A 14341-nucleotide genomic window follows, 5' to 3' on the forward strand; every position below is an offset into this window, starting at 1 on the left:
TCCGCGACAGTCGCAGGCGCGGGCCCGACGGGTCGAACGAGCGGATCTCGTGCGCGATGTGATGCATCGCAAACGCCAAGAGGATGCGCCGGAGGACTACGCCGAGCACGCCGAGCCGATCGAGCAAGCCGAGGTCATCTCGCCCACGCCGCTGCCGCACCGCGCCGAGCCCCAGACCGAGCGCCAGGAGGTGCAGACGCCCGGCAACGTGCCGATCGACGCAGCCGTGCCGTCCGCGCTCGAGTTGCTCGGCCGATGGTGGCAAGAGGATGCGCGAGGGCGCGAGGAGCTCCACCGGCAGCTTGAAGCCGAGACGAGCGCGCGACGACGCGAGAAGCTCGACGACCGCGGCGACCTCGACCGCGCGCTCGACGAGGAGGGCGGCGCCGCCTTCCTGCGGGGCCTCGTCGACGACGTGCTCCGCCCCGACGACCTGCTCGCCTCGGGCTTCGGCATGAGCGACCTCGGCAACCGCATCCCCGCGTCGCTCACCCCGGCCACGCGCCGCAAGTTTCGCCTTGGCGCCTTCGCCGGCCCGGGCATCCCCTTCATCGCCGTGCCCGCCGTGCGCCGGGCCACGCGCAGCCTGTTCAGGCACGCCGTCACCGAGGCTGGCGCAGAGCCGCTGAACAAGGCACTCGACCGCGCTCGCGAGCGCAACGCCGACGTGCGAGTGCGGCCGCTCACCGACCCGGTGCTCGGCGAACGCGGCGCCGCGGCCGTGCGGGGCCGCGTGCGCACCCTGCTGTCGCATCCGAGCGTTGCGCAGGTCGAGCTCGACTGGGACGCGCTCGAGCCCCGCCCCGTCGACTGGGACTTTTCGGGCACAGCCGACCGTGCCGCCGCCCAACTCGCGAACCTGCTCGCCGTCGCGCGCGAGCAGCAGCACGGCCCGCTGCTGCTCCTGCGCGCGACGACCTCGCGGAACGTCGAGCTTGTCGTTGAGACCCTGCTGCGCGCGCTGCGCGCCGAACACGCGATCGGGGCGCGCGCCGGCATCGCGCTGCCGGTCGACCTGCCCGACTCGGCCACGTTGCTGCGGCGGCTGGCTGGCTCGGCCCACCTGCTGCGCGAGGAGGGCGGTGGCCCGATTCGAGTGTCGCTGCACCGCATGCCCGATCGCCTGCGCGAGCGCGCCGATGCCCTGAGCAACGGCTGGCGCGTCGCGACCTACCTCACCGACGAAGACGTCGACGCGAACATGGCGCGCCTCATCGATGGCGTGCTCACGGCCGAGCATCGCGGCGTGCTCGAGCTTGAGGTCGACAGCACGGTGGCGATGGATGCGACGCTCGCGGCCTCGATAGCCCGCGCGCGCGAGAGCTTCACTCGCGTCGGGGTCGTGGTACGTCCCGACACCGATGAGACCGAGCTGGCGAGACTGCGCGAACTCGGCGTCGACCTGACGATGCGCGTCGCCCAGTTGCCCGCGAACGCCGGCTGGCGCCCCGCCGCCGCGTACCTGCGCGCCATCGTGACCGACCGCGCCCGGCAGCACGTCGAGGCGCACGAAGCGACGAGCGTCGACGGACTTGGGCCGCAGCAGGAGCGGCTGCTCTCGGCGGTCGCGCGCATGCACCAGATTCCCGCGGGGCAGCTGCGGCACCAGGAGCGCGTCGCACCGGAGGACGCCCCGGGCGTCACGGCGGCGATCAAGCTCGAGCTGTTCCCCGAGGGCATGTTCGAAGACGAGCCCGAGCCCGCCACGAGCGACACCCTGCTCACCGACTCGGTCGACCTCAGCAATTTGGCGCAGGCGGCGCAAGCGACCACGGTGCTTGGCGACCGCGAGCGCGGTGAGAGCCTGCCGATCGACCGGCCCAAACCGCACGAGACCGGCGTCGCGCCGGCGGCCGACGCCTCGGGCACGATCAACCCCGCCGAGACCGGAGCAACCCCGAACCTCACCGAGGTCGTGCTCGGCCTGCGCCGCGGCCGCATATTGCGCAACACCTTCCGCAACGACCCGCTCAGCGACCCGACGCTCGAGAACGTGCGCGACTGGGCCAGCCACATCCAGCGCCGCGCGGCGCGCAGCGAGCTCGGCATCGACGAGGCCGCCGAACACCAGCTTGGCTCGGTCGAGCAGGTGCAGGAGATCATCGATCGCGCGCACGTCGCCGGCGACTCGTGGCGGCAGACGAGTGGCTGGGAGCGGGCGGCGACGCTCGAGCAGATCGCGAAGGCCCTCGACGCGAACCGCGCCCGCCTCATCGAGGTCGCGATGGCCGAGACCGGCCTCGCTTTCGCCGAGATCGACCACGACGTGAGCCACGCGATCGACCTCGCGAACTACGACGCCCACCTGGCTCGTCAGCTCGACCGGATGCAGGGGGCCGAGTTTGAGCCCGTGGCCGTCAGCGTCGCGGTGCCCGGCTGGATCTTCCCGGTGTCGTCGGTCGTATCGATTCTCGTCGCGGCCCTCGGCGCGGGCTCGGCCGTGATCCTCAAGCCCTCGCCGCGTAGCGAGCGCACGGCGGCGATTGTCGCCCGCGTGTTCTGGTCCACCGAGCTCGCCGACGGCCTGCTGCAGGTCGCGGGCAATGACTATTCGCGCATCACCGACGACCAGCTCGGGCGTGAAATTATCGTTGACGAACGCGTCGAGCGTGTGCTCATGCAGGGCGCGTACACCACCGCCTCGCACTTTTTTGAGTGGCGCCCCGACCTGCCGCTCATCGGCGCCTCGGGCGGCAAGAGCTCAGTCATCGTCACGCCGGCCGCCGACTACGACCAGGCTGCGCGCGACATCGCCCACAGCGTCGTCAGCGCGGCGGGGCAAGACCCCCTGCGCCCATCGACCGCGATTCTCGTCGGCTCGGCTGCCTTCAAGAGCCGCTTCGCCGAGCAGCTGGCCGACGCCGTCGCCTCGACGCGCATCGGCTACCCGGCTGACCCCTCGGTGCACGCGGGCCCACTCGTCGCGAAGGCTGCGGGCAAGGGCTATGAGATGCTCACCGAGCTTGCCGAGGGTGAGCGGTGGCTCGTCGAGCCGCGCAGCCTCGACGACACCGGCCGGCTGTGGACCCCCGGCGTGCGCGTGGGCGTCAAGCCGACGTCGTCACTGCTGCACAACGACGCCGCGGTGCCCGTCATCAACATCGTGCACGCCGACCACCTCAACGCCGCAATCAAGCTGCAGAATCACCTCGACTACGGCCTCGGAGCGGGCCTGTTCTCCCTCGACCGCTCTGAGATCGCCCACTGGGTGCAGGGCGTCGAGGCGGGCAACCTCTTCGTAAACCGCGACGTCGTCGGGCACCGCGTGCAGCGGCAACCGTACGGCGGGTGGAAGCGGTCGATGATCGGCACGAAGCTAAAGTCGGGCGGTCCAAACACGCTGCTCCACCTTGGCGCCTGGCGCCCGGCCGAGCACTCGCAGTCGCACACGCTGCACCTGCGCGGCCTCGAGGAGTCGACCGCGCGGCTCATTGAGGCCCTCCAGCCCGGGCTCGCGTTTGATGAATTCGAGCGCGTGCGCCGCACCGCCTTGAGCTGCCAGATCGCCTGGAACGAGGAGTACGGCGAGGTCGTCGACGTCACAAACCTCCCGGTCGAGCGCAACCTGCTGCGCTACCGGCCAGCCCTCTGCCTCATCCGCGTTTCGTCCGACGCGACCGCGGCCGAACTCGGGCAGGTGCTCGTGGCCGCCTCTACCGCCCGCGCGAAGCTGCTCATCTCGACCGCCACCGAGCTGCCGCCGACGCTGCTGCGCGAGCTCGCGGAACGAGAGGCGCAGGTGCGCATCGAGAGCGACGAGGAGTTCCTCGAGCGCATGCGCGACGAGGGGCTGGTCGAGGCCCCGCGCATCCGGCTGCTCGGCGGCTCGCGCAGCCAGCTCTGCGCGCACCTGAAGAACTCGGTCGACATCGCTTTGTTCTCTGACGACGTGACGCTCGCGGGTCGACTCGAGATGCTGCCGTTCCTGCGCGAGCAGTCGATCTCGATCACAGCGCACCGCTTCGGCTACCGCGACGAGCGGGTGCAGCACCTGTTCCCCCACGAGCTCGTCATTGACCACAACGCGAGCGTGCTGTCGGAGGGCGCTCAGCTGCGGCGTCCGGAGGGGAAGTAGTGGCCGACGTCGTGGCTCGCCTTCGCGCCGAGCTCGGCGACCGCGTCGTGACGGACCCCGCGGCCCTCGCGCCGCTGCGCACTGACCGCTCGGGCGCGCTCGCCGCGGGAGCGCCGCTCGCGCTCGTCGAGGCCGCGTCGATCGCGGACGTGCGGGCGACCTGCCGCATCGCGAGCGCGACCGGCACCCCGATCGTGCCGCGCGGCGCGGGCTCCGGCCTCGCCGGTGGCGCCTCGGCGGGCGCGGGCACGATCGTGCTGTCGACCGCGGGCATGCGGCGCATCCTCGAGATCAACGCCGACGATCAGCTCTGCGTCGTCGAGCCCGGCATCCTCAACGGCGCCCTCAACGCCGAGCTCGCGCGGCACGGCCTCTGGTGGCCGCCCGACCCTGCCTCGAAGGACTTCTCGAGCGTCGGCGGCAACATCGCAATGAACGCCGGCGGCCTCCTCTGCGCGAAGTACGGCGTCACCCGTGAGGCGGTGCTCGCGCTCAAGGTCGTGCTCGCGTCGGGCGAGCTCATCGAGGTCGGCCACCGCACGGTCAAGGGCGTCACCGGCTACGACCTCTGCGCGCTGATGATCGGCAGCGAGGGCACACTCGGCATCATCGTCGAGGCGACGCTGAAGCTCCGGCCTGCGATCACCGGCGAGGTACCGACCATCGGCGCGTACTTCGCGGGCGTGCGCGACGCGGCCGACGCATCCGCCGCCGTCACCGCCGCGGGCATCCGCCCCGCGATCATGGAGCTGCTCGACCGCAACATGCTCGTTGCCGCCTCGAACGCGACGGGCGTCGACCTCGCCTCGCAGGGCAACACCTACCTCCTCATCCAGACCGACGGGGCGGATGCGCGGGGCGAGGCCGAGCGCATCCTCGAGCTCGTCGCGCCGCTCGCCACCTCGGCCGAGCTCACGCTCGACCCCGAGTCGGCCGCGACGCTCGTCGACGTGCGCCGCCGCGGCTTCCCCGCCCTCGAGGCGAGGGGCGCCATGCTCGTTGAAGACTGCGCCGTGCCGCGCTCGCGGATGGCCGACATGTTCGAGCGCGTCGAGGCGATCGCCGCGAAGTACGACGTCTTCATCGCCTGCCCGGCCCACGCCGGCGACGGTAACCTGCACCCCACGTTCGTGTTCGAGGGCTCGGCGGCTGCGGTGCCCGACGAGATCTGGCAGTCAGCGGGCGAGCTGTTCGAAGCCGCGCTCGAGCTCGGCGGCACACTCTCGGGCGAGCACGGCATCGGCCTGCTCAAGCGCCGCTGGCTCGGCGCCGAACTCGGCGACACGCAGCTCGCGCTGCAGCGGCACATCAAGGCCGTGTTCGACCCGAAGGGCATCCTCAACCCGGGCAAAATGTTCCCGCAGGAGCACCCGGTTTCGCCCTCCGGTTTCAGGGAAGTTTACGGTTCGCGGGCGGATAATTGAGGTGTCCCAGAAGGATCTACTTGGAGGGTGAAATGAAGGCAGCTCGTTACTACGGTAACCACGACATTCGCATCGAAGACATTGAGGAACCTACGGTCGAACCGGGCACGGTCGGCATCGACGTCGCCTACTGCGGCATCTGCGGCACCGACCTGCACGAGTACCTAGACGGCCCCATTTTCTGCCCGCCGCAGGGTCACCCGCACCCTATTTCTGGTGAGGCATCACCCATCACGCTCGGTCACGAAATGTCGGGCGTCGTCTACGAGGTTGGCGAGGGCGTCACGAGCGTCGAGGTCGGCGACCACGTGGTGGTCGAGCCGTACATCATCGCCGACGACGTCGACACCGGCCCGAGCAGCCGCGACTATCACCTCTCGCCGAACATGAACTTCATCGGACTCGCCGGGCGCGGCGGAGGCCTCGCCGAGAAGATCGTGGTGCGCGAGCGCTGGGTGCACAAGATCTCGAAGGACATCCCCCTCGACGAGGCCGCGCTCATCGAGCCGCTTTCGGTCGCGAAGCACGCGGTCGACCGCTCGGGTGCCGTCGCCGGCCAGACCGCCCTCGTCGGCGGCGCGGGCCCCATCGGCCTGCTCACCGCGACCGTGCTCAAGGCGATCGGCGTCACCGTCTATGTCTCAGAGCTCAGCGAGCTGCGCCGCCAGAAGGCGCTCGAAGCGGGCGTTGTCGACGAGGCGTTCGACCCGCGCGAGGTCGACGTGCCCGAGGAGATTCGCAAGCGCACCGGTGGCAAGGGTGCGGATGTCGCGTTCGAGGCCACGAGCGTGCAGGTCGTGCTCGACACCCTGATGGACGCGCTGCGCCCGACCGGAGTGCTGCTCATCGTCTCGATCTGGGGCCACAAGGCCGACTTCGACATGCACAAGCTCGTCATGAAGGAGATCGACATGCGCGGTTCGATCGCCTACGTAAACAACCACCCCGACACGATCAAGCTCGTCGAGGAGGGCAAGGTCAACCTCAAGCCCTTCATCACCGGCAAGATCGCGCTCGACGACCTGGTTGAGAAGGGCTTCGACACCCTCATCAACCACAACGAAACGGCCGTGAAGATCCTCGTTTCGAAGGACGGCAACTAGCCAGGTCCTGCCTCGCGCCGGGTGCCCCGAGTTCACGGGGCGCCCGGCGCGAGCGCGCTAGGCTTGCACGCATGACAGATGAGCGGGCCAGACTCAGCGAACGCGAGCTGCAGGAAGTAAGCAAGGTCGAGCACTTCACGGCGAACAACTACGCGCCGCTGCCGATTGTGCTCGCGTCGGGCGAGGGTTCCTGGGTCACCGACGTCGATGGCAAGCGCTACCTCGACTGCCTCTCGGCGTTCTCGGCGACGACGTTCGGCCACGCCTACCCGAAATTCGTTGCGGCGGCCCGCGACCAGATGGCCACGATCTCGCTCGCATCGCGCGCGGTATTCGTTGAGGGCCTCGGCGACTTCGCCGAAGGGCTCGCGAAGCTCGCGGGCAAAGACCAGGTGCTCATCATGAACACCGGCGCCGAGGCGAACGAGACCGCGATCAAGGTCGCCCGCAAGTGGGGCGTCAAGGTCAAAGGCATCGAGAACGGCCGCCAAAAGGTGATCGGCATGCAGAACAACTTCCACGGCCGCACCATGGCGATGGTTTCGCTCAGCGACGACCCGGTGGCCCGCGCCGACTACGGCCCCTACACGCCCGGCTTCGAGCTCGTGCCGTTCAACGACGCGGCCGCGATCGAGCGGGCGATCGATGACGACACCGTCGCGGTCATCCTCGAGCCCATCCTGGGCGAGGCCGGCATCCTGCTGCCCGACGAGGGGTACCTCGCCGAGGTGCGCCGCATCACGAGCGAACGGGGCGTGCTGCTCATCTTCGACGAGGTGCAGACGGGCCTCGGCCGCACCGGCACCACCTTCCGCTTCCAGGCCGAGGGCGTCGAACCCGACCTCATCACGGTCGCGAAGGCGCTCGGCGGCGGCATCCTGCCGGTGTCGGCCGTCATCGGCAACGAAGACGTGCTCGGCGTGCTCACGCCCGGCGCGCACGGCTCGACCTTTGGCGGCAACCCGATGGCCGCTGCCGTCGGTCAGGCCGTCGTCGACGAACTCGCGAGCGGCACCTGGCAGCGCAGCAACCAGGAGCTCCACCCGGTGCTCTTCGACGCGCTTGAGTCGCTCATCGGCCGCGGCGTCACCGCGGTGCGGGGCGCGGGCCTCTGGGCCGGTGTCGACATCGACCCGGCCATCGGCAGCGCGCACGACGTCTGCCTCGACCTGCTCGACCACGGCATCCTCGCGAAAGACACGCACGGCATCACGGTGCGCCTCGCGCCGCCGATTATCGCGAACCACGACGAGATCGCGCTGCTCGTGCGCGAGTTCACCGCCGTAATCAACGCGCGCTGGGAGGCAGCGCAGGCAGGGGTCGAGGGCTGATGGGCGTCGCCGACCGCTTCTACACACCCGGCATCGACACGACGAACGACGGGTTCGAGGTCGATTACCGCGAGCACCTGCTCGACGTGAACGGCGTCTCCGTGCACATCTACGAGTGGCGCCCCGAGAGAGAACCGGTCGCGCTCATCCACATCTCGCACGGCGCGGGCGAGCACGCGCGCCGCTACCAGCGCCTCGCGAACGACCTCACCGCTGCGGGCTACGCCGTCATCGCGAACGACCACATCGGCCACGGCCGCACGGGCGTGAACAACAAGGGCATCGGTGTCATGGGCGTGCACGGGATGCGTGACTCGATTCGCGTCGTGCGTCGCGTCATCGAGTGGGGCAAGGAGCTCTACCCGGGCATCCCGTTCGTCGAGTTCGGGCACTCGTGGGGTTCGCTCATGGGGCAGCAGATACTCGCCACCAACCCGACCATCTTCGATGCCGTCGTCTGGTCGGGCACGACCCTGCTCATCCCGGGCATCGCGAACACCGGCAACTTCAACGAGCCGTGGGACGGCGACGGGCACGGCATGAGCTGGCTCACGCGCGACAAGGCCGAGATCAAGTGGATGATCGACGACCGCTACGGCTTCGACATCGGCCAGTCCGACATGCTCGACATGCCGGCCGTGCTCGGCGCCTTCTCGGTGCCGCGGCCGCTGCTCATGGGCCGGGCCGCGCGCGTGCCGATGTACATCCTCGGCGGCAGCGAAGACGAGGTCTCGAACCGCGGGCGCGGTGCCCGGGCACTCGCCTGGTGCTACCGCCACCTGTCGCGCATGCACGACGTCACGCTGCGCATCTACGACGGCGCCCGCCACGAAGTCTTCAACGAACTCAACCGAGCCGACGCCACGACCGACCTGATCGAGTGGCTCGACTGGCACCTTCGCGCGCCGAGCGAACTCGGGCGCTAACGCACACGACCGAAGATCGGAGGCCGGCACTCGTGCACGGCGAATACAAGGTTCCCGGCGGCAAGCTTGTCGTCATCGACTTCGACGCCGAGGGCGGCGCACTCGCGAACGTGCGCCTCGCCGGCGACTTCTTCCTCGAGCCCGACGAGGCGCTCGAACTGGTGAACGCGGCGCTCAACGGGCTGTCGCTCGAGAGCACGAGCGAGGACATCGCGCGCGCGGTGCGCGACGCACTGCCCGCGGATTCGGTGCTGCTCGGCTTCTCGCCCGAGGCCGTGGCCGTGGCCGTGCGCCGCGCGATTCTCGGCGCGCGCGACTGGCGCGAGTATGACTGGCAGGTCATTCAGCACGGCCCGCTCTCGCCGATGACGCAGGTCGCGCTTGATCAGGTGCTCACCGAGGAGGTCGGCGCTGGCCACCGCCCGCCGACGCTGCGGTTCTGGGAGTGGGACGAGTCGGCCGTCGTGCTTGGTTCGTTCCAGTCGGTGAAGAACGAGGTCGACCTCGAGAACGCGGAGAAGTACGGCGTGCAGGTCGTTCGCCGCATCTCGGGCGGCGGGGCGATGTTCATGGAGGCCGGGTCGATCGTGACGTACTCGCTCTACGTTCCGGCCGAGCTGGTCGCGGGCATGAGCTTTACCGAGTCCTACAGCTTCCTCGATGAGTGGGTGCTCGAGGCACTCACGAGCATCGGCATCGAGGCGAGCTACGAGCCGCTCAACGACATCGCGTCGCCGCAGGGCAAGATCGGCGGCGCTGCGCAGAAGCGACTCAGCTCGGGTGCCGTGCTCCACCACGCGACGCTATCGTATGACATCGACGCCGAGAAGATGGTGCAGGTGCTGCGCATCGGTCGCGAGAAGATGAGCGACAAGGGCACGAAGTCGGCGAAGAAGCGGGTCTCCCCGCTGAAGTCGCAGACAGGGATGCCCCGGGCCGAGATCATCGAGCACCTGCGCGACACCTTCGTGGCCCGGCACGGCGGCACCCCCGGCGAGATCACGCCGGAGGAACTCGCCCGCGCCGAGGAGCTCGTGGCGTCGAAGTTCTCGACGCCCGAGTGGCTCAACCGCGTGCCGTAGCGGCCCGCCACACCTCCCCGAGCAGTGGGCCGCCGGGGCCCGGACCAGTTGCCTCGAAGGCATCAAGCACGTGCTTCCTCTGTGCCTCGGTCGCCCCGCGCTCCTCGAGATACAGGTGCAGTGAGCGATAGCTGAGTTCGCCTATTGACGCAGTGTCCTTGGTCTCGGGGCTCGCATTGTCGTTGACCCGGGCGAGCTCGCCCGCTGCTCCTCCGCGTGCAACGATGCCCTCGATCACCGACCTCGGCACGTCGGCGCCGGTTGCGAGGTTGCCGAGCACTCCCGCATTGCCCGTATCGAACAATGCGACGTAGATCGAGGGTGGAAGCCGCTCTTCACCCGCCAGGTGAAAGAGCGTCGATTCGTCGCCGGTGGCCACGAGGTCGACGAGTTCCTGTTCAGTGCTGCCCTCGTGGTCGGGAATGCCCCATTCGATATGACCGCTCATGTTGATCAGGCAGGGAACAAGCATCGGAATGCGGCAGTTGAAGTGGGAGCCTTACAAGAAGCAGACTTTCCCGTCTTCCACTCTGTTGTACCGGTGCTGCCATTCGGTGTCCGCCACTTAATCAGGTAGTACGCTTGATACGTTTTTCCAGTGGTGGATGAGTGAGGTGTGTTCCATTGCTTTCCGCTCGTGCTAAACGTCCAGGAGTTTGTGTTTGTGTCAATCTTTGAACCTGACGCATAAATGGTACTCGTCATTGATCCACTCTGCACTTCCCCTTTGCCTCCACGAGTGAAGTTTACTGCAGTGTAGCTGCCAGTTCGGCCGGGATTCGTCGTTATTCTGAAATCGACCCAGGATGAGGTCGTGCAAATAACCAGCGTGCATGTGGTCCAGTTATAGCGGGCCGACAGTGTCCATGTGAAGCGGTTGTTTGTCGCTGTTCCACGAACAGGCGCGGATGTGAAACTCATCGGCTGTGTTGACGGCTCTTCGGCTGATTCAACTAGGTTCTGAGCGTCAAGAGTCAGTGGGGAGTCGGACGAGGCGCTAGATTCTGCACTTTCAAGAACTTCAACACGTTCTGAATCCGTAAGATGGTCGAGTCCTAGAATTTCTGGAATTGACTCCGACTCGGAAAGTTCACTAAAATATTCGGCGACGATTTCAGGCTCGTTGCCGGACATTATTGAATCATATATTTCAATGAAGGATGCACCTTCAATAGCGCCAAATGTGACTGAAATATCCTCAGAGGGCTCAGTATTGGACATGGTTGGGGTTAGATAAAATGTGCCAGTCAACGTTAGTACGGAAACGGCCCCGACGATGTAACGTGCAACCAATGTTGCCTCCTAAGATTTGACGAAAGGGATGAGTGCGTTTCTCCTTTTCTCTTGAGAGTTTCTGATGACTCCGATGATTGCGCAAGTGAATAATTGGTAAAGGCGCTGACGGTCGATCGTCCTACAGGCTGCGGATCGGCCGCGAGAAGATGAGCGACAAGGGCACGAAGTCGGCGAAGAAGCGGGTCTCGCCGCTGAAGTCGCAGACCGGGATGCCCCGGGCCGAGATCATCGGGCACCTGCGCGACACCTTCGTGGCCCTACATGGCGGCACCCCCGCAGACATCACGCCGGAGGAGCTCGGCCGCGCCGAGGAACTCGTGGCGTCGAAGTTCTCGACGCCCGAGTGGCTCAACCGCGTGCCGTAGCGGCCCGCCACACCTCCCCGATGCGCTAGTCCTCGCGGATGTCGCCGGTCGCGGCGTCGATCTCGAGGTCAGGCTGCTCGTTGCCGTCGTCGTCATCGAAGTCGACATCCCAGTGCAGGCTGCCGTCGTCGCTGTCGAGGTCGATGCTGTCAACGACACCCGACTGGTGCTCCTGCGCGAGGGCGATCGCCTGCTCCATCGACACGTTCACCTCATCGAGACGGCTGAGCTCGTCGTCATCCTGCTCTTCGATCCGCGCGGTGCCGTCGGCCGACACCTCGACCTCGTAGACCACGCCGTCAAGTGCGACCTCGATGTCGAAGCGGTCGTCGCCGTCATCGTCGAGATCAAGTGAAACCGCGAAGCTGCCGGAACCCACTTCATCCTGGGCCGCCGTGATCGCGGCCGTGTAGTCGACGCCCGACGCGGCCTGGCCCTGCGAGCTGTCGTCGCTCGGCGCGGCGCTCGACTCGGGCGCCGCGGTCTCGGCGGGCGCCTGCGTCTCGTCCGGAGCCTGCGAGTCCGCCACCTCGGGCGCATCCGCGCTCGTTGCGTCGCCGCCGCTCGAGCACGCGGCCAGGGTGCCGAGCAGCACCGGGGTGGCGACGAGGGACAGTGCGATGCGGGTGGTGTTCTTGTTCATGCCCCCCACGCTATGCACGGGGCATTGGCCGAAGGTTAGCGCTGTGTGAGAGCGCTGTAATCTTCGTGCCGCGCGATCCATGCCTGCACGTAGCTGCACGCGGGCACGACGCGCTTCGTGCTGTTGTCGCGCACGTCGTCGAGCGCCGACTTCACGAGCTTCGACGCGACACCCGTGCCGCGATGGACGGGGTCGACCACGGTGTGGTCGAAGACGAGCTCGTGTTCGGTCTCGGTGTAGTGCGCGAAACCGGCGACCTCATCATCGAGGTAGAGGGCGTAGCGCTCGTTGTCGGGCTCGTGCGTCACGGTGTAAGCATCAGACATGGCCTCACGCTACCGAGCGAAGCCGAGGGCGCGCTGTGCCGCTGACTAGGTCGTCGCGTTGCTGCGCAGGTCGCCGCGCTGCTGCATCTCTTGCAGTGCCGACGCCGTGCGGAACGGCTGGTTTGGCAGCACGAACGAGAGCAGCAGTGCGATGACGAGCATGCCAAGCCCGAGCCAGTAGCCGTAGACGAGTGAGTTGTTGAACGCGTCCATGAACGGCGCGGCGAGGCGCTCATCGGCGCCGGTGAGGAAGCTCGTGTCGCCGTTCATCGCGGCGGCCGCCTGATTGCTCGGGCCGTTGAGTAGCTCGACGATGCGCTCGTTCGCGGCGTCGGGCGACTTTGCCTGTTCGGCGAGGGCGTCGGCGACCGGGCCCGAGTGGGCGGGTGCATCGAGCGCCGCCGGAATCGTCTGCGTCAGCGTACCGAACAGCAGCGAGAAGGTGATGCCGGTGCCGAGCGTGCCGCCAATCGAGCGGAAGAACGAGGATGCGCTGGTCGCGACACCCATCTCGGTCGCGTCGACCGAGTTCTGCAGCACGAGGGTGAGGCCCTGCAGCAGCCCGCCGAGCGCGGCGCCGAAGAGCACCATCGGCAGGTAGAGCTTCCAGAGTGGGTCGTCGTAGCGCAGCGTGACGAGAATCGCGAAGGCGACGGTGAGTAGCGTGAGGCAGAGCACGACGATCCACTTCGCGCGCCCGAGTCTCGCATAGACGAAGCCGATGACCGAGGACGTGATGAGCTGCGCGCCGATGAGCGGCAGCTGCGCGAGGCCCGCGGCGGTCGGCTCGAGCTCCATGATGACCTGAATGTAGAGCGGCAGCGTTGTCATGACGCTGAACATCGCGAAGCCGACGAGCACGCTGAGCAGCACCGCGATCGTGAAGGCGCGCGACGAGAACAGTCGCAGCGGAATCAGCGCGTCGCGGCCCATGTAGCGCTCGGTGAAGATGAAGCCGACGAACGCCGCGACGATGACGACATAGCAAACGACCGCCGGCGCCGAGGTCCAGCCCCAGTACGCGCCCTGCTCGGCGACGAGAATGAGTGGCACGACGATGAGCGTGACGAGCGCGGCGCCGCCGAAGTCGATGCGCGGCTGCGCCCGCTTGCGGGGCAGGTGGAGGAACCGCGAGACGAGCACGAACGCGATCGCGATGAGCGGCACGTTGATGAGGAACACCCAGCGCCAGCCCGAGATCCAGAGCAACTCGTCCATGCCCGCGAACAGGCCTCCGATGAGCGGGCCGGCGACCGAGGCGACGCCGAACGCCGCCATGAACAGGCCCTGATAGCGGGCGCGATCCTTCGGCGCGAACATGTCGGCGAGGATCGCGAGCGGCAAGGACATGAGGCCACCGGCGCCGAGCCCCTGCACCGCGCGGAAGGCGGCGAGCTGAATCATGTCTTGCGAGAACGTCGACAGCACTGAGCCGAGCGCAAAGATCACGATGGCCGTGAGCATGAGCGGTCGGCGACCCAGCACATCCGAAAGCTTGCCGTAGATCGGCGTGCTCACCGTCGAAGCGATGAGGAACGCGGTGGTCACCCACGCCTGCAGCGACAGGCCGCCGAGTTCGTCGGCGATCGTGCGCATCGCGGTGCCGACGACGGTCTGGTTCAGCGCCGACAAGAACATCGACACGATGATGCTGAGGAGGACGAGGTGGATGCTGCGCTTGGTGAGGATCTGCGAGGTGACTGGCTGGTGGGCTCGGTTCTTCGCCATGCAGAAATTTCCCCTCGCGCGCCGCACCGTGCACCGTATTGT

General features: G+C 67.6%; 11 protein-coding genes and 1 pseudogene. 7 read left to right on the top strand and 5 right to left on the bottom strand.

Annotated elements, in window-relative coordinates; genetic code table 11:
• Positions 1–49 precede the first annotated feature (49 nt).
• The 6 genes from EJL01_RS06070 to EJL01_RS06095 all read left to right on the top strand — a co-directional run bounded on the left by EJL01_RS06070 (position 50) and on the right by EJL01_RS06095 (position 9941).
• Positions 50–4075, top strand: a complete 4026-nt coding sequence (locus tag EJL01_RS06070) for an aldehyde dehydrogenase family protein (protein WP_164509732.1) — start codon at positions 50–52, stop codon at positions 4073–4075.
• Positions 4075–5499 (top strand): FAD-binding oxidoreductase, encoded by a 1425-nt coding sequence (locus EJL01_RS06075; protein WP_125106691.1) that lies wholly within the window; start codon positions 4075–4077, stop codon positions 5497–5499. The genes EJL01_RS06070 and EJL01_RS06075 overlap by 1 nt, the downstream gene beginning before the upstream one ends.
• A gap of 32 nt (positions 5500–5531) precedes the next feature.
• Positions 5532–6602 (top strand): 2,3-butanediol dehydrogenase, encoded by a 1071-nt coding sequence (locus EJL01_RS06080; RefSeq protein WP_125106692.1) that lies wholly within the window; start codon positions 5532–5534, stop codon positions 6600–6602.
• A 71-nt stretch (positions 6603–6673) separates the two neighbouring features.
• Positions 6674–7933 (top strand): ornithine--oxo-acid transaminase, encoded by a 1260-nt coding sequence (rocD, locus tag EJL01_RS06085; protein ID WP_125106693.1) that lies wholly within the window; start codon positions 6674–6676, stop codon positions 7931–7933.
• Complete coding sequence (locus EJL01_RS06090; protein WP_125106694.1) at positions 7933–8859, top strand: alpha/beta fold hydrolase; 927 nt, start codon at positions 7933–7935, stop codon at positions 8857–8859. Before rocD ends, EJL01_RS06090 begins: the two co-directional genes overlap by 1 nt.
• Positions 8860–8891: 32 nt before the next feature.
• Positions 8892–9941 (top strand): lipoate-protein ligase LplAB, encoded by a 1050-nt coding sequence (locus EJL01_RS06095; RefSeq protein ID WP_125106695.1) that lies wholly within the window; start codon positions 8892–8894, stop codon positions 9939–9941.
• Here EJL01_RS06095 and EJL01_RS06100 read toward each other — a convergent pair.
• Both EJL01_RS06100 and EJL01_RS06105 read right to left on the bottom strand, forming a co-directional pair.
• Positions 9925–10389 (bottom strand): hypothetical protein, encoded by a 465-nt coding sequence (locus EJL01_RS06100; RefSeq protein ID WP_125106696.1) that lies wholly within the window; start codon positions 10387–10389, stop codon positions 9925–9927. The genes EJL01_RS06095 and EJL01_RS06100 overlap by 17 nt on opposite strands.
• Positions 10390–10394: 5 nt before the next feature.
• Complete coding sequence (locus EJL01_RS06105) at positions 10395–11234, bottom strand: hypothetical protein (protein WP_125106697.1); 840 nt, start codon at positions 11232–11234, stop codon at positions 10395–10397.
• A gap of 128 nt (positions 11235–11362) precedes the next feature.
• Between EJL01_RS06105 and EJL01_RS06110 the strand changes: the two are divergent.
• Positions 11363–11602, top strand: a pseudogene (locus EJL01_RS06110) (lipoate--protein ligase family protein); the annotation flags it as partial.
• A 25-nt stretch (positions 11603–11627) separates the two neighbouring features.
• Here the strand turns inward: EJL01_RS06110 and EJL01_RS06115 are convergent.
• From EJL01_RS06115 to EJL01_RS06125, 3 genes are read right to left on the bottom strand one after another with little or no spacing between them, the layout of a single operon-like run.
• Complete coding sequence (locus EJL01_RS06115) at positions 11628–12245, bottom strand: PepSY domain-containing protein (RefSeq protein WP_125106698.1); 618 nt, start codon at positions 12243–12245, stop codon at positions 11628–11630.
• Positions 12246–12280: 35 nt separating this feature from the next.
• Positions 12281–12571: a GNAT family N-acetyltransferase gene (locus EJL01_RS06120; RefSeq protein WP_125106699.1), complete on the bottom strand. Its 291-nt coding sequence runs from the start codon at positions 12569–12571 to the stop codon at positions 12281–12283.
• Between the two features lie 45 nt (positions 12572–12616).
• The gene (locus tag EJL01_RS06125; RefSeq protein ID WP_125106700.1) at positions 12617–14299 is read right to left on the bottom strand and encodes an MDR family MFS transporter; all 1683 of its coding nucleotides are present in this window, start codon (positions 14297–14299) and stop codon (positions 12617–12619) included.
• Positions 14300–14341 lie beyond the last annotated feature (42 nt).

It is taken from the genome of Gulosibacter massiliensis, from assembly GCF_900626105.1.
GTDB lineage: Bacteria > Actinomycetota > Actinomycetes > Actinomycetales > Microbacteriaceae > Gulosibacter > Gulosibacter sediminis.